Origin of the sequence: Cellulomonas gilvus ATCC 13127, assembly GCF_000218545.1 — a bacterium.
GTDB classification, from domain to species: domain Bacteria; phylum Actinomycetota; class Actinomycetes; order Actinomycetales; family Cellulomonadaceae; genus Cellulomonas; species Cellulomonas gilvus.
Genome location: NC_015671.1, coordinates 2654122 through 2673861, shown reverse-complemented (window position 1 = coordinate 2673861; position 19740 = coordinate 2654122). Strand labels below are relative to the sequence as shown.

15 protein-coding genes are annotated in these 19740 nt (G+C 74.9%); 8 read left to right on the top strand and 7 right to left on the bottom strand.

The window, feature by feature from the left end; genetic code table 11:
- Window positions 1-74 precede the first annotated feature (74 nt).
- Window positions 75-1313 (top strand): ROK family transcriptional regulator, encoded by a 1239-nt coding sequence (locus CELGI_RS12230; RefSeq protein ID WP_013884443.1) that lies wholly within the window; start codon window positions 75-77, stop codon window positions 1311-1313.
- A 9-nt stretch (window positions 1314-1322) separates the two neighbouring features.
- Here CELGI_RS12230 and CELGI_RS12225 read toward each other — a convergent pair whose 3' ends face one another.
- From CELGI_RS12225 to glgX, 6 genes are all read right to left on the bottom strand, one after another.
- A complete protein-coding gene (locus CELGI_RS12225) occupies window positions 1323-2669 on the bottom strand; it encodes a maltokinase N-terminal cap-like domain-containing protein (protein ID WP_013884442.1) in 1347 nt (448 codons plus the stop codon).
- Window position 2670: 1 nt separating this feature from the next.
- Window positions 2671-4383: a maltose alpha-D-glucosyltransferase gene (gene treS / locus CELGI_RS12220; RefSeq protein WP_407636818.1), complete on the bottom strand. Its 1713-nt coding sequence runs from the start codon at window positions 4381-4383 to the stop codon at window positions 2671-2673.
- 110 nt (window positions 4384-4493) lie between these two features.
- Entirely contained in the window at window positions 4494-6629 is a 2136-nt protein-coding gene (locus CELGI_RS12215) for an alpha-1,4-glucan--maltose-1-phosphate maltosyltransferase (protein WP_013884440.1), read from the bottom strand.
- 370 nt (window positions 6630-6999) lie between these two features.
- Window positions 7000-8643: an FAD-binding dehydrogenase gene (locus tag CELGI_RS12210; RefSeq protein ID WP_013884439.1), complete on the bottom strand. Its 1644-nt coding sequence runs from the start codon at window positions 8641-8643 to the stop codon at window positions 7000-7002.
- 84 nt (window positions 8644-8727) lie between these two features.
- Complete coding sequence (locus CELGI_RS12205; RefSeq protein ID WP_013884438.1) at window positions 8728-9264, bottom strand: flavodoxin family protein; 537 nt, start codon at window positions 9262-9264, stop codon at window positions 8728-8730.
- Between the two features lie 120 nt (window positions 9265-9384).
- Complete coding sequence (glgX, locus tag CELGI_RS12200; RefSeq protein WP_245528098.1) at window positions 9385-11625, bottom strand: glycogen debranching protein GlgX; 2241 nt, start codon at window positions 11623-11625, stop codon at window positions 9385-9387.
- Between the two features lie 112 nt (window positions 11626-11737).
- Between glgX and CELGI_RS12190 the strand changes: the two genes are divergently transcribed.
- The 3 genes from CELGI_RS12190 (at window position 11738) to CELGI_RS12180 (ending at window position 14749) form a co-directional block, all read left to right on the top strand.
- Window positions 11738-12517, top strand: coding sequence for an electron transfer flavoprotein subunit beta/FixA family protein (locus CELGI_RS12190; protein ID WP_013884436.1), 780 nt, complete (start codon window positions 11738-11740; stop codon window positions 12515-12517).
- Between the two features lie 62 nt (window positions 12518-12579).
- Window positions 12580-13554, top strand: a complete 975-nt coding sequence (locus tag CELGI_RS12185) for an electron transfer flavoprotein subunit alpha/FixB family protein (RefSeq protein ID WP_013884435.1) — start codon at window positions 12580-12582, stop codon at window positions 13552-13554.
- A gap of 70 nt (window positions 13555-13624) precedes the next feature.
- Window positions 13625-14749 carry an ATP-dependent 6-phosphofructokinase gene (locus CELGI_RS12180; RefSeq protein ID WP_013884434.1) on the top strand — a complete coding sequence of 375 codons (1125 nt, stop codon included), beginning with the start codon at window positions 13625-13627 and terminating at the stop codon, window positions 14747-14749.
- A gap of 4 nt (window positions 14750-14753) precedes the next feature.
- Here CELGI_RS12180 and CELGI_RS12175 read toward each other — a convergent pair whose 3' ends face one another.
- Window positions 14754-15752 carry a phosphotransferase family protein gene (locus tag CELGI_RS12175; RefSeq protein ID WP_407636799.1) on the bottom strand — a complete coding sequence of 333 codons (999 nt, stop codon included), beginning with the start codon at window positions 15750-15752 and terminating at the stop codon, window positions 14754-14756.
- An 80-nt stretch (window positions 15753-15832) separates the two neighbouring features.
- Here CELGI_RS12175 and CELGI_RS12170 point away from each other — a divergent pair, with 80 nt between their 5' ends.
- The 4 genes from CELGI_RS12170 to CELGI_RS16585 all read left to right on the top strand — a co-directional run bounded on the left by CELGI_RS12170 (window position 15833) and on the right by CELGI_RS16585 (window position 19707).
- Window positions 15833-17041 (top strand): cysteine desulfurase family protein, encoded by a 1209-nt coding sequence (locus CELGI_RS12170; protein ID WP_013884432.1) that lies wholly within the window; start codon window positions 15833-15835, stop codon window positions 17039-17041.
- Window position 17042: 1 nt separating this feature from the next.
- On the top strand, window positions 17043-18227 hold the full coding sequence (gene mnmA / locus CELGI_RS12165) for a tRNA 2-thiouridine(34) synthase MnmA (RefSeq protein WP_013884431.1): 1185 nt from the start codon (window positions 17043-17045) through the stop codon (window positions 18225-18227).
- A complete protein-coding gene (locus CELGI_RS12160; RefSeq protein WP_013884430.1) occupies window positions 18224-19237 on the top strand; it encodes a uroporphyrinogen decarboxylase/cobalamine-independent methonine synthase family protein in 1014 nt (337 codons plus the stop codon). Before mnmA ends, CELGI_RS12160 begins: the two co-directional genes overlap by 4 nt.
- 98 nt (window positions 19238-19335) lie before the next feature.
- Window positions 19336-19707: a hypothetical protein gene (locus tag CELGI_RS16585; protein WP_013884429.1), complete on the top strand. Its 372-nt coding sequence runs from the start codon at window positions 19336-19338 to the stop codon at window positions 19705-19707.
- Window positions 19708-19740: the final 33 nt, after the last annotated feature.

The window sequence follows — 19740 nt, the reverse complement described above, 5'->3', positions numbered from 1 at the left end:
TGCCCGGATCGTTATCGTGGGCGCACGGAGGCTGACCGGACTCCGCGCCCGTCCACGCAGGAACAGGAGGGTCGGTGAACAGCACCCAGCCGGGGCTCGGCGCCGCGCACGCCAGCAGCCGGTCGGCGATCCTCGACCTCATCCGCGCCGCCGGCACCATCTCGCGCGTCGAGCTCACCCGGGTGTCCGGGCTGACGGGGGCCACGGTCTCGACCGTCGTGCGGCGCCTGATCGACGACGGTCTGGTCGTCGAGGCGGGACTCGCCGAGTCCACGGGCGGCAAGCCGCGCATGATGCTCGAGCTCGACCCGTACGCGCGGTTCGCGGTCGGTGTGCACCTCGACCACGCCGGCATCACCTACGTGGTCGCGAACCTCGGCGGTGCGATCGTCGCGCGGTGGCGCCGGCCCGGTGCAGGCTCCGACGACCCGCGTGAGGTGGTCGAGCGCATCGCCGCGGAGATCAGGGCCACGGTCGCCCGGATCGGCGTGGACCCCGAGCGCATCCTCGGTCTCGGCGTCGTCTCACCCGGCCCGATCGCCGCGTCCACGGGCATGACGCTCACCCCGCCGGTCATGCAGGCGTGGACCGAGTACCCGCTCGCGGCGGCCCTCGAGGACGCCGTGGGCCTGCCGGTCCTGCTGGACAACGACGCGACCGCGGCCGCGATCGGCGAGTACTGGTCGGGCGGCGTCCCGACGGGCACCGCGTTCGCGGCGCTGTACATGGGCACGGGTATCGGCGCCGGGATCATCGTCGACGGCACCGTGTACCGCGGCTCGAGCTCGAACGCGGGCGAGGTCGGCCACATCTGCGTGGACCTGGACGGCCCGCCCTGCTGGTGCGGGAGCACGGGCTGCGTCGAGGCGCTCGCGGGTCCCGCGGCGGTGGTCGCGCAGGCGCGCGACGCCGGCGTCGAGCTCGCGGGACGCAGCGTCTCCGAGGACTTCGCGCAGCTCGCGCGGGCCGCGGCGCGCGGTGACGAGACCTCGATGGCGCTCCTGCAGCGCTCGGCGCGGTACCTGGCCGTGGCCGCGCAGACGCTGTCCAACGTGCTCGACCTCGCGCACGTGGTGCTGACCGGGCCGTCGTTCGCGCTCGCGGGCTCGCTCTACCTGCCCGTGATCGAGGAGCGGCTCGCGCGCTCGTTCTTCGCGCGCGGGAGCCACGTCGTCCGCGTCGGGATCTCGTCCAACGCGCCCGAGGCCGCGGCCGTCGGCGCGGCGGCGCTGGTGCTGCAGGCCGAGCTCGCACCGCGCCGCGCGGGCATGCGCATGGTGCTCCAGCCGGCCGAGGTGGGCGTCGCGGGCTGAACCCGTCGCTCAGTCCGCGGTCAGCCGGTCCAGCCCGGCGAGCGGGATCGCGAGCCAGTCGGGGCGGTTGCGGGACTCGTACACCGCCTCGTACAGCGTCTTGTCGAGCTCGAGCGCGCGCGTGACCAACGGTTCGGCCGCCTCCGCACCCGTGGGCCCGGGGTGGTCGGTGAGCCCGCCGCCCTCGGCGTAGCCGGCGAGCAGTGCGGTGCGCGCCGACGCGGTCCAGCGGTCCGCGTCCGCGCCCACCAGGCCACCGACCGCGGCGGCGTAGTCGAGCGAGCGGAGGAGCCCCGCGACGTCCCGGACCGCGAGGTCGGGGCGTGTGCGGGCCTCGAGCGGTGCGAGCGGCTCACCCTCGAAGTCGAGGATCAGCCACCGGCCGTCCGCGCCGTGCAGGACCTGGCCGAGGTGCAGGTCGCCGTGCACGCGCTGGCGCTCGGGCGTGCGCGCGAGCGCCCCGACCTGCGCCGCGGTCCGCCGCACGCCGGGCTCGTACCGGTCGAGCACCGGCACCGCGGCCCGCGCCCAGGTGAACCGCCCGAGGAGCGCGTGCGCGAGGCGTGCGGGCCCGTCGGTGTCGACGACCGTGGGGAACGCGCGCGCGAGCGCGGCGTGCATGGTCGCCGTCTCCGCCCCGAGTGCCCGCGCCTGCTCGTCGAAGTCGTCCCCCACCGCGGCGACCTCGCACGCGAGCTCGAAACCGTCCCGCGCACCCTCGACGAACGTGCTGGTCACGCCCAGGTAGCCGGTCACGTGCGCGCCGCCGTCGAGGGCGGGCCACGTCACCTGCAGCCAGGCGAGCGGCGCGGGCACGCCGTCGTAGCCCTCGGCCACGAGCCGGCGCGGCACGTCCACGTCCGGGTTCTCACCCGGCTGGAGCGCGCGCAGCACCTTGAGGATCGCGCGACCCGGCCGCCCTGAGGGGCCCAGGATGACCGACGAGTTGGACTGCTCACCCGTGATGGCCCGGACCGCGTCGAGGTCCACGTGCGCGGCGGGTCCGCCCGGCCCCTGCGCGGCCGCGTGCCACGCGCGCAGGAAGGCCGGGTGCGTGACCGCGTCCAGCACGGCGCGGCCGTCGACGCTCCCGAGCACCGCGTCGTGCGGCCCCGCCTCGGGCACGAGCACGAGCGGCAGCTGGAGCAGCGCGTCCACGGAGCCCGCCTGTGCGCGCACCAGCAGGATGCGCACCTCGGCGTCCGCGCCCGGCGGAACCGGCAGGTCGAGCGCCGCGTGCACGCGCAGGTCGGCGGCGACCCCCTTGACGGGGAACCACCGCCGCCCGGGCAGGTCCGCCGCGACGAGCGCGAGCAGGCGCTCGTCGCGCGGCGTCGGGGCGTGCGCGGTCAGCACGTCACACCCGCGCGCTCGTCGGGGCCGGCGCGCTGACCGAGAGCCAGAAGAACTCGCGCGAGCCGAGCGTGAACCGGGCCGATCCGTCCTGGTCGAGCACGCCGAACGACGCGCCGCCGAACACGTCGTGCAGCTCCGAGCCGGGCGGGTGGTCGAGCGTCACGCGCGCCGATCGGGCCGTCGCGGCGAGGTTGGCGACCACCAGGATCGTCTCGTCGTCGGACGTGCGCGTGAACGCGAGGACGGACTCGTTGTCGCACGGCACCACCTGGAACTCGCCGAGCCCCATCGCGGGGTGCTCCTTGCGCACCGCGAGCATGCCGCGGACCCAGTGCAGCAGGCTCGTCGGCTGCGCGAGCTGCGCCTCCACGTTGGTGTGGCCGTAGTGGTAGACGAGCGACTGCACCAGCGGGAGGTAGAGCTTGCCCGGGTCCGCGCGCGAGAACCCCGCGTTGCGATCCGGCGTCCACTGCATGGGCGTGCGCACCGAGTCCCGGTCCGGGAGCCAGATGTTGTCGCCCATCCCGATCTCGTCGCCGTAGTACAGGCACGGGCTGCCGGGCAGGGACAGCAGCAGCGCGTGCGCGAGCTCGATCTCCTTGCGGCTGTTGTCGAGCAGCGGCGCCAGGCGCCGCCGGATGCCCACGTTGGCGCGCATGCGCGAGTCCGGCGCGAACCAGCCGTACATCGACGCGCGCTCCTCGGTGGAGACCATCTCCAGGGTGAGCTCGTCGTGGTTGCGCAGGAACGTGCTCCACTGCGCGCCCTTCGGGATCGGCGGCGTGTCCGCCAGGATGTCGACGATCTGCGTCGAGCGCTGGTCACGGATCGAGTAGTAGATCCGCGGCATCACCGGGAAGTGGAAGCACATGTGGCACTCGGGCTCGTCCTCGGTGCCGAAGTAGTGCACCACGTCCTCGGGCCACTGGTTGGCCTCCGCCAGCAGGATCCGGCCCGGGAACTCGCGGTCGACCATCTCGCGCATGGTGCGCAGGAAGCCGTGCGTCTCCGGCAGGTTCTCGCAGTTGGTGCCCTCGGCCTCGAAGAGGTACGGCACGGCGTCCAGCCGGAACCCGTCGATGCCGAGGTGCAGCCAGAACCGCGCGACGTCGAGCATCGCCTCACGCACGCGCGGGTTCTCGAAGTTGAGGTCGGGCTGGTGGCTGAAGAACCGGTGCCAGAAGTACTGCCGGCGCACGGGGTCGAACGTCCAGTTGGACGTCTCGGTGTCGACGAAGATGATGCGGGCGTCCTGGTAGCGCGTGTTGTCGTCGGACCACACGTAGAAGTCGCCGTACGGCCCGTCGGGGTCGCTGCGCGAGGCCTGGAACCACGGGTGCGCGTCGCTCGTGTGGTTCATCACCAGGTCGACGACGAGGCGCATGCCGCGCTTGTGGGCCTCCTGGATCAGCTCCGCGAAGTCCTCGAGCGTGCCGTACTGGCTGGCCACGGCGGTGTAGTCCGCGACGTCGTAGCCGCCGTCCCGCATGGGGCTCGGGAAGAACGGCGGCAGCCACAGGCAGTCGATCCCGAGCCACTGCAGGTAGTCCAGACGGTTGATCAGGCCGCGCAGGTCACCCGTGCCGGTGCCCGTCGAGTCGGAGAAGCTCCGCAGCATGACCTCGTAGAACACCGCTGTGCGGTACCAGTCGGGGTCGTCGGACAGCCCCTGCTCGTGCAGGACCGGGACGTCGGGCTGCGACCCCGTGGGCAGGCGGATCTGCGACGTGGTCGGTGCGGGCTCGCGTACGCGCGGCAGCGGTGCGGTGGGCGGGCCGACCGCCGGGACGCCGGCCGTCGGGGGGTTCGTCGTCGTGTGCTCGATCACGGGTGCTCCAGCGCGACGACGTGGGCGGGCCGCTCCGCCGGGTCGATCCGGACGAAGACCGACGAGCCCCACTCGTAGTGCTCGTCGCGCAGCACGTCGTGCGCACGCACCGGCCGGCCCGCGGGGAGCCCGAACGCCGTGAGGTCCAGCTCCACGACGCCCTCGCGCGTGTTCCACGGGTCGAGAGAGACGATCGTGACGACCGTGCTCGCGCGTCCGGTGGGGGAGTGCTCGGCCGCGAGGTGCCGCGAGAACGCCACGGTCGCGTCGTCGCTCGTCGGGTGGAGCCGCAGGTTGCGCAGCTGCTGCAGCGCGGGGTGCTCGCGCCGGATCTGGTTGAGCCGGCCCAGCAGGCTCGCGATGCCCAGATGGTCGGCCACCGACCAGTCGCGCGGGCGGAACTCGTACTTCTCGTTGTCGATCTGCTCGTCGGCGCCCGGCCGCGGCACGTTCTCCAGCAGCTCGTAGCCCGAGTAGATGCCCCACGTGGGCGAGCCCAGCGCGGCCAGCACGGCGCGGATCGCCCAGGCCTGCCCGCCCGCACCCTGCAGGTACGGGGGCAGGATGTCGTGCGTCGTCGGCCAGAACGCCGGACGCATCCACGCGCCCTGGTCGCCCGAGACCTCCGCGAGGTACTCCGCGACCTCTTCCTTGGTGTGCCGCCACGTGAAGTACGTGTACGACTGGTGGAAGCCGACCTTCGCGAGCGTCTGCATCATGGCCGGACGCGTGAACGCCTCGGACAGGAACACCACCTCGGGGTGGTCACGCGCGACGTCGGCCAGCAGCCACTGCCAGAAGTCGAGCGGCTTGGTGTGCGGGTTGTCGACCCGGAACAGCGTCACGCCGTGGTCGATCCACACCTGCAGCACGCGGCGGATCTCGCGGGCCAGCCCGTCGGGGTCGTTGTCGAAGTTCAGCGGGTAGATGTCCTGGTACTTCTTGGGCGGGTTCTCCGCGTACGCGATCGACCCGTCGACCCGCGTCGTGAACCACTCCGGGTGCTCCGCGACCCACGGGTGGTCCGGCGAGCACTGCAGCGCGATGTCGAGGGCGACCTCCATGCCGTGGTCCCGCGCGCGGGCCACGAACGCGTCGAAGTCGTCGAACGTGCCCAGCGACGGCTCGATCGCGTCGTGCCCGCCGTCCGCCGAGCCGATCGCGTACGGCGAACCGGGATCGCCCGGCAGTGCGCCCAGGGAGTTGTTGCGTCCCTTGCGGTTCGTCAGGCCGATGGGGTGGATCGGCGTCAGGTACAGCACGTCGAAGCCCATGGCCGCGATGCGCGGGATCTGCTCGGCGGCCGTGCGCAGCGTTCCCGAGCGCCACTCCTGCGCGCGGTCGTCCCACCACGCCCCGTGCGAGCGCGGGAACAGCTCGTACCACGAGCCCGTCAGCGCGAGCGGGCGGTCCACGACCAGCGGGTAGTCCGGCGACGCGCTGACCAGGTCACGCAGCGGCTCGCGCGCGAGGGCCTGGCGGACGTGCGGCGACAGCGCCCAGGCCAGCCGCTCGCCCGGGAACCGGTGCGTGTCCCGCAGCGCGTCGACCGCCTCGCGCAGCGTCGCCGCACCGTGTGCGCTCATCGCGTCCTCGCCCGTGCGGTCGGCCGCGCGGGACAGCAGGCGTGCACCCTCGGCGAGCATGAGCTCGACGTCGATGCCGGCCTCGACCTTGATCGCGGCGTCGTGCGCCCACGTCGCGAACGGGTCCGACCAGCCCTCGACCCGGAACGACCAGCGGCCCGTGCGGTCCGGCTGCAGCCGCGCCTCGTAGCGGTCCAGGCCCGGTGCCACGTCGACCATCGGCGCGGTCGAGTGCACGCGACCCTCGGGGTCGATCAGCACCGCGGTCGCCGCGACCGCGTCGTGACCCTCCCGGAAGACCGTCGCGCGGACCGGGAACGCCTCGCCGACCACGGCCTTGGCGGGGAACCGGCCCGCCTCCGCGACGGGGAACACGTCCACCACCGGGATGCGGCCGATCGGGGCGTGCGCGGGACCGGCCTGCGCCGGGCCCGTGGGGGTGGGGTCGGCTGGTGCGGGATCGGCCGGTGCGGGGGTCGTGGCGGGCGGGGTCTGCGTCGCGCTCGCGGTGACGGCGTCGTGCGGCGGCGTGGCCTGGGCGGCCACGGTCGTCGCGCGGGCGGTCCGGCGGCGTCGACCCGGTGCGGCGGGGGAGGTCGTCACGGTCCCGAACCTATCCGCAGGTGCGCGGGTGCAGCATCCGCAGCCGCGCGACACACCCGCCCGGCCCTCACGGAGCCGCGACGCCACGGCCCGAGGCCTGAGCGGCCACCCCGTCCGCGACGACCTGGCGGTCAAGTACCAGTTCGGCCGGTGGGGGTGGCCCCGTTCGCGGCGAGCTGGCGGTCAAGTACCAGTTCGGCCGGTGGGGGTGGCCCCGTCCGCGGCGAGCTGGCGGTTAGGTACCAGTTCGGCCGGTGGGGGTGGCCCCGTCCGCGGCGAGCTGGCGGTTAGGTACCAGGTCGGCGGGGGTGGGTCAGGTGAGGGCGCGGGCCGTGGTGCGGGCGGTGAACAGGCAGCCGCCCAGGAACGTGCCCTCGAGCGCGCGGTGGCCGTGCACGCCGCCGCCGCCGAACCCCGCGGCCTCGCCGACCGCCCACAGCCCGGGCAGGGCCTCACCGTCCGGGCGCAGCACCCGGCCCTCGAGGTCGGTGTGCAGGCCGCCGAGCGTCTTGCGCGTCAGCACCGACAGCCGCACCGCGAGCAGCGGGCCGTGCGCGGGGTCCAGCAGCCGGTGCGGCTTGGCCACCCGGATCAGCCGGTCGACGACGTACGTGCGCGCCTGGGCCGTCGCGACCACCTGGGGGTCCTTGCCCAGGCCGGACGCGACCTGCCGGTCCCGCTCGACGATGGTGCGCTCGAGCCGGCCCGCGTCGATCCGGTCCTGTCCGCTGAGCGCGTTCATGCGTGCGGCCAGCTCGGCGGGCGTGTCCGCCCAGATGAACTCGGGCGACAGCTCCGCGAACGCCTCGACGGGCCCCACCGCACCGGGCTTGACCCGCTGCAGAAGGAGCCCGACGTCGCGGCCCGTCAGGTCGGGGTTCTGCTCGGATCCGGACAGCGCGAACTCCTGCCCGAGGATCGTCTTGTCGAGCACGAACCAGGAGTGGTCGTCGCCGCGTCGCGTGACGTGCTGCAGCGAGCCGAGCGAGTCGAAGCCCGGGAACAGCGGGGCGGGCAGGCGGTCGCCGTCGGCGTCGAGCCACAGCGACGAGGGTCCGGCCAGGATGCGGATCCCGTGGTCGGTCCACACCGGGGAGTGGTTGGTGATGCCCTCGGGGTAGTGCCACATCCGGTCGGAGTGCACCACGGCGCCGCCCGCGTCACGCGCGGCGGCGATGCCCGAGCCGTCCACGTGGTCCGGCACGCCCGACAGCATGCGTGCGGGCAGCCGGCCCGCATCGGCGGGCCACGTGGCGCGCACCAGGTCGTGGTTCGCCCCGATGCCGCCGGTCGCGACGACCACGTCGTGCGCGGCGATCTCGAACGTGTCGACGACGTCGCGCGCCGACGGGACCGCGCGCTCGCCGGGTGCTGGGGCGAGCACGTCGCCGCGCACGCCGGTGACGCGCCCGTCGGTCACGACGAGGCCGGTCACGCGGTGCCGGAACCGCACGTCCACGAGCCCGTCGCGGCGCGCGTCGAGCAGCGCGCGGACGAACGGCTCGAGGATGCCGGGACCGGTGCCCCACGTGACGTGGAACCGCGGCACGGAGTTGCCGTGCCCGCCGGCCAGGTGGCCGCCGCGCTCGGCCCACTGCACCAGCGGGAACCAGCGCACGCCCAGGCCGTGCAGCCACGCGCGCATCTCGCCCGACGCGAAGTCGACGAACCCCTCGGCCCAGGCCCGGCCCCACCGGTCGGAGCCGTCCGTCGAGAACTGCGCCGAGCCCAGCCAGTCGGACAGCGCGAGCTCGGCGCTGTCGTGCACGCCGAGGCGCCGCTGCTCGGGGGAGTCCACCAGGAACAGGCCGCCGAAGGACCAGAACGCCTGGCCCCCCAACGACGCCGCGTTCTCGGCGTCGATCAGCAGGACGCGGCGGCCCGCGCGTGTCAGCTCTGCGGTGGCGACCAGGCCGGCGAGACCGGCGCCGACGACCACGACGTCGTGGGTTCCCATGGCCGGGAGCCTACGCACCCGACGCGCGTCGGGGCAGGGGTCGACGCACCGGACATCCGCCGGGCGGACGCGGGGTCGAGCAGGTCAGAGCACCGCGCGCATCGGGTCGGGCCGCAGCTCCTGCGCGAGCGAACGGCCCCACGCGGCAGCGAGGTCCACCTGGGCGGGCGTGACGCTCGCGCGGCCGTCGTCGTCCGCGTCCACGCCGAACGACTGCAGCGGGACGACCACGTCGGCACCGCTCTTGCGGAGCATCTTCTCGATGCGCTGCCCGGCCGATCCGGCGAAGCGCCCGTTGTTGCGCGTCTCGAAGACCGCGGTGCGGCGTGCCCGCAGACCCGGGAGCGCGTCGAGCCACTCGTGCACGCCGAGCTCGGCGGACGCGCTCGCGCCGCGGGCCTTGGCGAGGGCACGCGTGCGCGGCGTGCTGAGCCCGCGCATGTGCGTGGGTGCGCCGACGACGAGCATCTCGGCCGCCAGCACGACGTCGTCGCGCGCGCTGGCCTCGCCCACCTCGAGCACGTCGACGCGGGCGCCGAGCGCGGCGATGCCCTCGCCGACGGCCTCGGCGAGCTGGCGCGTGCAACCGAACATCGACTCGTACACCACGACTGCGGACATGCCTTCAGTATCGGCGACGGGACCGGGCGTGTCGGTGGGTCGGTGGTCCCGAACGGGCGTCACGCTCGTCACAGGACTGCGTCACACGACTGCGTCACACCCGCGTCGGGCCCGGTCGGGTCAGTGCGCGGACGCGCCCAGCTCGAGCACGTACAGGCGCATGCTCAACGGCTCCAGCAGCGTCGAGTCACCCGTCGCGGCGTGCAGCACGCCGGCGATCGCCGCCGCGCGCTGCTCGTCGGGGTGCTCCCACACCGAGTCCCACACCAGGCGCCATCGGTCGTCCGCGGCACCGCTCAGGGTCACGTCGACCGGGTCGAGCGCGCCGTTGACGACGACGAGCACGACGTCCTCGCGGCCGCGCTCGTCGTGCGCCGCGCGGAGCATCTGGAGCGTGCGGACCGTGGGGTCGTGCCAGCGCGCGTGGTCGAACGCCACACCCGCGGCGTCGAACCACGCGAGGTCGGCCCGGCCGCCGTCCCGGTGCGGTCGGCCGGTGTAGAAGCGGTCGGTGCGCAGCGCGGCGTGGTCGCGGCGCAGAGCCAGCAGCCACCTGGTCGTCGCCAGGAGGTCGCGCCGCCACGGCGCGAGGTCCCAGCCCACCCAGGTGAGCTCCGAGTCCTGGCAGTAGGCGTTGTTGTTGCCGCGCTGCGTGCGGCCCATCTCGTCGCCCGCGGTGATCATCGGCGTGCCCGCCGCGATCACGAGCGTCGCGAACAGGTTGCGGATCGAGCGGCGGCGCAGCGGGACGATCACCGCGGCGGGCGACTCGGGGTCCACGGGGCCTTCCGCGCCGTGGTTCCACGAGCGGTTGTCGTCGGAGCCGTCCCGGTTCTTCTCGCCGTTGGCGGAGTTGTGCTTGTGGTCGTACGCGACCAGGTCGGCGAGCGTGAAGCCGTCGTGCGCGGTGACGAAGTTGACGCTCGCGCCGGGCCCGCGCGTGAGCGGGGGGTCGCTGTGGCCGAACAGGTCCACGCTGCCGGACAGCCGCGTCGCCAGGTCACGGACCCGGTGCCCGGGCAGGCCGTGCGCGGCGCGCGCCGGGTCGGCGAGCCAGAACGAGCGCACCGCGTTCCGGAACCGGTCGTTCCACTCCGCCCACGGGAGGATGAACTGCCCCGTGCGCCAGCCGCCGGGCCCGACGTCCCACGGCTCGGCGACGAGCTTGAGGCCGTGCAGGCTCGGGTCGGTGGCGGCCGCCACGAGGAGCGGGTGGTCCTGCGTGAAGCCGTCCGAGCCACGGGCGAGCGTCACCGCGAGGTCGAACCGGAAGCCGTCCACGCCCACGACGTCGGCCCAGTAGCGCAACGAGTCGAGCGTCATGCGCACGACCTCGGGGCGGCGGAAGTCGAGCGTGTTGCCCGTCCCCGTGACGTCCGCGTAGCTCGCGGGGACCGCGCCGTCGTGCGCGTAGTAGAGGGTGTTGTCCAGGCCCCGCCAGGACACGTGCGGGCCGGGCAGACCGCCCTCGCACGTGTGGTTGTAGACCACGTCGAGCAGCACCTCGAGCCCGGCCTCGTGCAGCGCGTGGACCGCGGTGCGCAGCTCGGCCAGCACCGCGTGGGGGCCTGCCGCGCGCGCGGCCGCGGTCGCGTACCGCGGCTCGGGTGCGAAGAAGCCGAGCGTGCTGTAGCCCCAGTAGTTGGTCAGGCCCTTCTCGACCAGGTGCGGCTCCGTGGCCGCCGCGTGGACGGGGAGCAGCTCGACCGCGGTCACGCCGAGACCGACCAGGTGGTCCAGCACGGCCGGGTGCGCGAGCCCCGCGTACGTGCCGCGCAGCTCGGGCGGCACGCCCGGGTGCTGCATCGTCAGGCCGCGCACGTGCGCCTCGTAGACCACGGTGTGCTCCCACGCGGTCCACGGCCGGTTCGCTGCGGGGTCGGGACCTGTGAGCGCTCCCGGGTCGACGACCACCGACCACGGCACCAGACCCGCCGAGTCCCTTGCGTCGGCCGGACCGTACACATCGCCCCGGCACTCGTCGTCGACGACGTGCCCGTAGGTCGCCGGACCGTACGTCATCTCGCCGACCAGCCCGCGCGCCCACGGGTCCACCAGGAGCTTGGCCGGGTTGTGGCGCAGCCCGTTGACCGGGTCCCACGCGCCGTGCACGCGCAGCCCGTACCGGTCGCCCGCGCGCACGCCGGGCACGAACGCGCTGAACACGCCCTGCTGCGGCCCCGCCAACGGCACGCGCCGCTCGGGCCCGTCGCCCGGGCCCGGCAGGCACAGCTCGACGCCTGTCGCATGCGAGGCGAGGACCGCGACCTCGACGCCGCCCTCGACCACGTGCACCCCCAGGCGCGGCGGGCGCGCACCGTGGCGGGCCTGGCGTCGGGGTTGCGCGGATCGGGGGCTCACGCGTTCATTGTGCGCGACGTCCGTGTCCGGGGTGTTGCCGCGCGCCGCGTGCGGCGTCCGGTGGGCGAACCGGTGACGGCCCGCGTGCGGGGCGGGAGGTAACGTTCCGCGGGTGAAGATCGTGGTCTGCGTGAAGCACGTCCCGGACATCCAGTCGGACCGCCGGCTCGTCGACGGGCGCACCGCCCGTGACGGCGGCGACGGCACGCTCAACGAGCTCGACGAGAACGCCCTCGAGGCGGCGCTCGCGCTCGTCGAGGCGGCGGGCGAGGGTGAGGTCGTCGTGGTGACGGCCGGTCCCGACGACGCCGTCGACGCGGTGCGCAAGGGCCTGCAGATGGGCGCGGACGCGGGCGTGCACGTGCTCGACGACGCGATCGCGGGCTCGGACGCCATCGGCACCGCGCGTGTTCTCGCGGCGGCGATCCGCCACATCGGTGACGTCGACCTGGTCGTCACGGGCATGGCGGGGCTCGACGGGCTGACCTCGCTCGTGCCCACGGCCGTCGCCGCGCTGCTGGACGTCCCGGCGCTGCCGCTCGCTGCCGAGCTCGTCGTCGAGGGCGGGACCGTGCGCGTGACCCGGCACCTGGACCACGCGACCGAGGTGCTCGAGGCGCAGCTGCCCGCGCTCGTGTCCGTGACGGACCAGGCCAACGAGCCGCGCTACCCGAACTTCAAGGGCATCATGGCCGCGCGCAAGAAGCCGGTCGAGACGCTCGCGCTCGCGGACCTGGGCCTGGACGCCGAACTGGTCGGCGAGGCCGGCGCGCGCACCGAGGTGCTCGAGGCGGCCCCGCGTCCGCCGCGTGCGGACCGCCAGGTCATCAACGACACCGGCGACGCGGGTGTGCGGCTCGCCGCCTACCTCGTCGAGAACCAGCTCGTCTGAGCGCCCGCACCCACGCACACCTCGCCCGACGAACCTCGTACGACGAACCAGAGGACCCACCCGTGAGCGACACCCTCGTCCTGCTCGACCACTCCGACGCCGGTGCGCTGCGCACGCCGGTGCGCGAGCTGGTGACCCTGGCCCGCACGCTCACCGACGGCACCGTGCACGGCGCGTGGGCCGGTGCGACGGGCCCCGACGAGGCGGCGCTCGCGGAGCTGGGCGCGCTCGGCGTCGGCACGGTGCACCACGTCACGTCGGACGCGGACCTGCACGTCGCGCCGGTGCTGGCGCAGGGGCTCACGTCGTTGCTGGGCGCGACGGGCGCGGCTGCGCTGCTCGTCACCTCGACGTTCGAGAACAAGGAGGCGGCCGCGTACGTGGCGCTCGCGACCGGAGCGGGCGTCGTGACCGACGCCGACGCGGTCGAGGTCGTCGACGACCGGCTCGTCGTCGGCAAGACCGTGTTCGCGGGCTCCTGGACGTCGCGGACCGCGATCCGTACGCCGCTCGCGGTCGTCGCGCTCAAGGCCAACAGCGTCACGGCGACCGACGCCGACGTGCCCTCGTCGCCGCAGGTCGTGACGCACCCCGTCGCCGCCGACGCGGCCGCGCGCCGCGTGCGGCTCGTCTCGCGCACCGAGCGTCCGGCGACCGGGCGGCCGGACCTGGGCAGCGCGCACATCGTGGTCGTGGGCGGACGCGGCACCGAGGGCGACTTCTCGGCCGTGGAGGAGCTCGCGGACGTGCTCGGCGGTGCGGTCGGCGCCACGCGTGTGGCCACCGACGAGGGCTGGATCGGGCACGACGCCCAGATCGGCCAGACGGGCGTCACCGTCTCGCCGCGGCTCTACATCGGCGCGGGCGTCTCGGGTGCGGTGCACCACCGCGGCGGCATGCAGGCGTCGGGCACGATCGTCGCGATCAACTCCGACGCCGACGCGCCCATCTTCGAGATCGCCGACCTGGGCATCGTCGGCGACCTGCACACCGTCCTGCCGCAGGCCGCTGCCGAGCTCCGGCGGCTCCGGGGCTGACCGCGCCACACCTGCGGCCGGTCTGTGCGCCGGCCGCGCCGATCACGCACCCTCGAGCACCGGAGCGACCATGGCCAGCAAGCGCGTCGGCATCCTCACCGCGGGCGGCGACAGCCCTGGCCTGAACGCCGCGATCCGCGGGTTCGGCAAGACCGCCATCGGGCACTACGGCATGGAGCTGATCGGCTTCCGCGACGGCATCACCGGGCTCGTCGAGGACCGGTTCGTCGAGCTCGACGGTGCGGCGCTGTCCGGCATCCTCACGGTCGGCGGCACGATCCTGGGCACCAGCCGGGACAAGGTGCACCGGTGGAACGTGGACGGCGAGGTGCGGGACATGGTCCCGACGGTGGTGGAGAACTACCACCGCAACGGGCTCGACGCGCTCATCATGCTGGGCGGCGGCGGCACCGCGAAGAACGCGATGCGCCTGGTCGACGCGGGGCTGAACGTCATCACGCTGCCCAAGACGATCGACAACGACATCGCCCGGACGGACACGACGTTCGGGTTCGCGACGGCGATGGAGATCGCGACCGAGGCGATCGACCGCGTGCACTCGACCGCGCACAGCCACCACCGGATCATCCTCACCGAGATCATGGGGCACCGCGCCGGCTGGCTCACGCTCGGTGCGGGCATCGCGGGCGGCGCGGACGTCATCCTCCTGCCCGAGATCCCGTACACGGTGGACTCGATCGCGGCGACCATCAAGGCGCGCACGGCCCGCGGCAGCACGTTCTCGGTCATCGCGGTCGCCGAGGGTGCGCGCGACGTCGACGACACCGCGGACTACCAGGCCGCGCAGCTGCTGGTGAAGGCCGCCAAGACGCCCGAGGCCGTGCGGGCCGCCAAGGCGCACCTCAAGCACGTCGAGGACGCGCAGCGGGAGCACACCTTCACGCTGGCGCGTGAGCTGGAGGCCGCCACGGGGCTCGAGTCGCGCGTCACGATCCTCGGGTACGTGCAGCGCGGTGGCACGCCGTGCGCGGCCGACCGCCTGCTCGCATCCCGGCTGGGCGCCGCCGCGGCCGACCTGGTCAACCGCGGCGAGTTCGGCGTCATGGTCGCCTCCCGCAACGAGGGGACCGAGGCCGTGCCGCTGAGCGAGGTGGCCGGCAAGGTCAAGCTGGTGCCGCCCGACCACGCCTGGATCGCCGCGGCCCGCCAGGTCGGGACCGGCCTGGGCGACTGAGCCGCTACAGGTCGCGCAGCCAGCGCAGGGTCGCGCCGGCCTGCGCGCCCTGGAACGCGCGCAGGTTCGGGATGCCGAGCGGTGCGGGCTGCAGGCTGCTCCACGCGAAGTACCCCGCGAGCCCCGCGAGGCCGGCGCGCAGCTCGTCGTCCGTGACGCCGATCGACAGGCGGTGGCTGCGGAACAGCGCGGCCGGGTCGCCGCCGCCCTGCAGCGTGACGCTCGGCAGCATGAACGCGAGGTCGAGCCAGGGCGCACCCACCGACGCGTGCGGCCAGTCGATGAGCCACACGCGGTTGTGGTCGGAGTCGATCATCACGTTGTCCGCGCGCAGGTCCCCGTGCACCAGCGCATCACCCGCGAGCGCGGGCAGCGCGTCCTGCTCGAGCAGGACCAGTCGCTCGAGCGAGTCCTGCACCCACGAGCCGACCTCGCCCAGGGTGCGGGACAGCGCGTCGACGTCGTCTCCCGGTCCGGCGGCCAGCCGGCGCCAGCCCGTGAAGTCCTCCGCGAGCTGGTCGTCCGTGCGCGGCAGGCCGTGCCCGTCGAGCGGCTCTGCCTCGGCGAGGTCGCCGACCGCGTCCAGCACCGCGCCGAGGTCGTCGAGCCGCCACGGCAGCTCGGGCGAGCGTCCGTGCACGACGTCGAAGCCGAGCAGGACCCAGTCGCCGTCGTCGTGCGACCACTGCAGGCGCGGCGCGGGCACCTGCGGGGGCAGCGCCGCGGCGCTGCGGATCTCCGCGCGCGCGAGGTCCGGTGACGACGGGTTCTGCTCGGGCGAGACGGCCTTGACGAACACGCCGCGCCCGTCCGCGAGCTCGAGCACCGCAGCGAAGCCGGGCGTGAACCCGCTGGTCGCGCCCATCTCCGCCGAGACCTGCGCACCGCACAGCCCGGCGATCTGCTCGCGCACGTGGCGGGGCAGGTCGCGCCAGTCCAGGCGCTGCCCGCTGAAGGCGGGCGGCAGGGCCAGGACCTCGTCGTCGGCGCTCACGGCGCACATCCTGCCAGGTGCGGCCCGCACCGCGCGGCAGGCATCCACGCGGGGTCAGCGGCCCGGCCCGGCGTTCGTAGACTCGTCGGGTGAGCGCGTACCTGGACCACGCGGCGACCACGCCCATGCTGCCCGAGGCGGCCCGCGTGCTGACCGAGCAGCTCGCGTGCACGGGCAACCCGTCGTCGCTGCACGCGTCGGGCCGTGCGGCGCGTCGCACGGTCGAGGAGGCGCGCGAGCGGTTCGCCGCGGCGCTCGGTGCGCGGCCCAGCGAGGTCCTCTGGACGTCCGGCGGGACCGAGGCGGACAACCTTGCGGTCAAGGGGCTGTTCTGGGCACGGCGGACGCAGGACCCGCGCCGTCGTCGGCTCCTGGTCTCCGCGGTCGAGCACCACGCGGTCCTCGACCCCGCGTTCTGGATGACCGAGCACGCGGGTGCCGAGCTGGTGCTGCTGCCCGTGGACCGCGACGGCGTGCTCGAGGTCGACGCGCTCCGTGCCGAGCTCGAGGAGCACGGCGACGCGGCCGCGCTCATCTCGGTGATGTGGGCGAACAACGAGGTGGGTGCGCTGCAGCCGCTGGACCAGGTGGTCGCGCTGGCCGCCCGGTACGGCGTGCCGGTGCACGCCGACGCGGTGCAGGCCGTGGGGCACGTCCCGGTCGACTTCGCGGCGAGCGGCCTCGACGCGCTGACCGTGAGCGGGCACAAGGTCGGCGGTCCGGGCGGCGCGGGCGCGCTGCTCGCGCGGCGCGGCCTGGACCTCACCCCGGTGCAGCACGGCGGTGGCCAGGAGCGCGGCGTGCGCTCGGGCACGCTCGATGCCGCGCTGCTCGCGGCGTTCGCGACCGCGGTCGACGTCGCGGTGGGCGCGCGGGCCGAGCAGTCGGTCCGCGTCGCGGCGCTGCGCGACGAGCTGGTCGAGGCCGTGCGGCGCATCGACCCGTCGGCCGTGCTGCGCGGACCCGCCGACGGTGCGCGCCGACTGCCGGGCAACGCGCACCTGACGTTCCCGGGCTGCGAGGGCGACTCGTTGCTCTACCTGCTGGACTCGGCCGGCGTCGAGGCGTCGACGGGCTCGGCGTGCCAGGCCGGCGTGCCGCGCCCCTCGCACGTGCTGCTCGCGATGGGCCTCACGGAGGACGAGGCGCGCGGCGCGTTGCGGTTCACGTTCGGGCACACCTCGACCCGTGCGGACGTCGCGGCGCTCGTCGCCGCGCTGCCCGCGGTGCTCGACCGCGCGCGCGCCGCGGGGCTCGTCGGCGCCGGGCGGTCGGCCTCGCGCGGACCGGTGGCCTGACGTGCGGGTGCTGGCCGCGCTGTCGGGCGGCGTCGACTCCGCGGTGGCCGCCGCGCGCGCGATCGACGCGGGGCACGACGTGGTCGCTGTCCACATGGCCCTGTCCCGCACGCGCGACCAGCTGCGCAACGGCTCGCGCGGGTGCTGCTCGATCGAGGACGCGGGTGACGCGCGCCGTGCCGCCGACGTGCTCGGCGTCCCGTACTACGTGTGGGACCTGTCCGAGCAGTTCGAGCAGACGGTCGTGGCGGACTTCCTGAGCGAGTACGAGGCCGGGCGGACGCCGAACCCGTGCGTGCGCTGCAACGAGCACATCAAGTTCGCGACGCTGCTGGACAAGGCGCTCGCACTGGGCTTCGACGCGGTGTGCACGGGGCACTACGCGCGCGTCGTCGAGCGCGGCGACGGCACGCGTGAGCTGCACCGCGCGCGCGACGCGGCCAAGGACCAGTCCTACGTGCTCGCGGTGATGGGTCCGGAGCGCCTCGCGCGCGCGCTGTTCCCGCTCGGTGACGTCACGAGCAAGGACGTCACGCGTCAGGAGGCCGCCGCACGCGGTCTGGCGGTCTCCGCCAAGCCCGACTCGTACGACATCTGCTTCGTCGCCGACGGTGACACCCCCGGCTTCCTGCGGTCCCGGCTCGGCAGCAGGCCGGGCGAGGTGGTCGACGCGTCCGGTGCCGTGGTCGGCACGCACGACGGCGCGTACGCGTTCACCGTCGGTCAGCGGCGCGGCCTGGGCCTGGGCCGGCCGGCCGCGGACGGGCGGCCGCGCTACGTGCTCGACGTGCAGCCCGTGCACAACCGCGTGGTCGTCGGGCCCGCCGAGGCGTTGGCGGTCGGCACGGTGCACGCCGACCGGACCGTCTGGTACGACGAGCCCGCGGGTGCCGGCCAGGCGGCGGAGCCGACCGGCTCCGGGGCGGGCCGGCCGGTCGGCGTGCAGGTCAGGGCGCACGGCGCGCCCGTGCCCGGGTTCGTCGAGCGGCGCGGGGACGCCGTCCGGGTGCGGCTCGCGGAGCCGTTGCACGGCGTCGCCGCCGGGCAGTCGCTGGTGCTGTACGACGGGACGCGCGTGCTCGCGCAGGCGACAGTGAGGGGTACCGAGCGGCTCGTGGACGAGCGCGCGGAGCACGACGACCCCGCACGGCGGACGGTGCCGACGGCCGCGGGACGTCGCGCGTGATCGGCGTCACGGGGACGGGGGACTGGCCGGGCCTCGACGTGCTCGAGGCGCAGCAGGTCGCCGTGGGGGACCTGGTGGACGCCCCCGAGGGTGTGCAGGGTCTGCCCTTCGTCGTGCACCTGCCCGAGCGCGGGCCGCTCGGCACCCTCGTCGGACGCGCGCTCGCGATGCTCGTGGACCTGCCCGCCGAGCTCGGGCCGCACGGCTGGAAGCTCGCGGACCGCCCGGGTGCGGATCTCGCGCGCGGGCGCGCGCTGCTGCGCGAGGACGGGGACGCGCTCGCGGTCGCGGGCCACGGGTACGCGGGCCCGCTCGTCGTGCCCGTGCTCGGACCGGTGACGCTCGCCGCGAGCGTCTACCTGGCCCGCGGTGACCGCGTGCTCGCGGACGCGGGGGCGTTCCGCGAGCTGACGCAGTCGCTCGCGGCGGGCGTCGCCGAGCACCTCGCCGCGCTGGTGCGGGCGGTCCCGGGCGCCGTGCCGCGTGTGCTGGTGCACGAGCCGCTGCTCGCACCGGCCACGGCCGGGGTGCTGCCGACGTTCTCCGGGTACGCGCGGCTGCGGTCGGTGCCGGGGCCGCTCGCGGCCGAGCGGATCGGCGAGGTGGTGCGGGCGACGCGCGCCGCGGGCGCCGAGGACGTGGCCGTCCACGGCGGTGCGGCGTGGTCGACCGTCTCGACGATCGCCGGCACGGGAGCGGACGGCCTCGCGATCGAGGTCGCGGGGCTGGGCGAGGCGGGCTGGGAGCGCGTGGCCGCCGTGGTCGAGGACGGGCTGCGGCTGTGGGCGCACCTGCCGCCGCAGGCGAGCTCGCAGTGTGCCGGACCGGACGCCGTCGGGCAGGCGCGCACGCTCACGGCCCCGTGGCGGTCCGTCGGGCTGCCCGCCGCGGGCCTGGCGGACGTGGTGCTGCTCGCGGGGCCGTCCGAGGGCACGCCCGACCAGGCGCGTGGAGCGCTCGCGGGCGTGGTCCGCGCGGCGCGCGCGGTCGCCGAGGTCGCGTACTCGTGAGCGTCGGCCGATCGGCCCGTCTGCGCGCCGCAGGGGCGTCGTAGGCTGCACGCGCGGCCGCCCCGGCTGCACGCGAGCCCGCCGACGAACGGACGACGATGACGGATGCCCCTGCCCGGCCCAGCCTGGCCCGACCCCTGGCGCTCGTGCTCGCGAGCGGCGCCGCGCTCGTCGGCATCGCGCTGCTGCTGGTCTCGTGGGTGTCCGTCGGCACGTCGTCGTTCGAGAGCTCGGAGCGGGCGGAGATCCCGTGCCTGACCGCGGTCGACGCGGACGCGCCAGGTGCGCGGACGCGGAACGAGCTGGTGCCGCCGCGCACGCTGTGCGAGTGGACGAACGCTGCGGGCGAGCCGGAGACGGTCGTGCTCGGCGAGGCGTCGCCCGCGGTGTTCTGGCTCGGCGGAGTGCTGTTCGTCGGCGGCGTCCTGACGTGCGTGGGGTTGCTGGTCGCACCCCGGCTGCGGCGCTGAACCCACCGGGTGGCCTGTGGGTGGTTCGGGCCA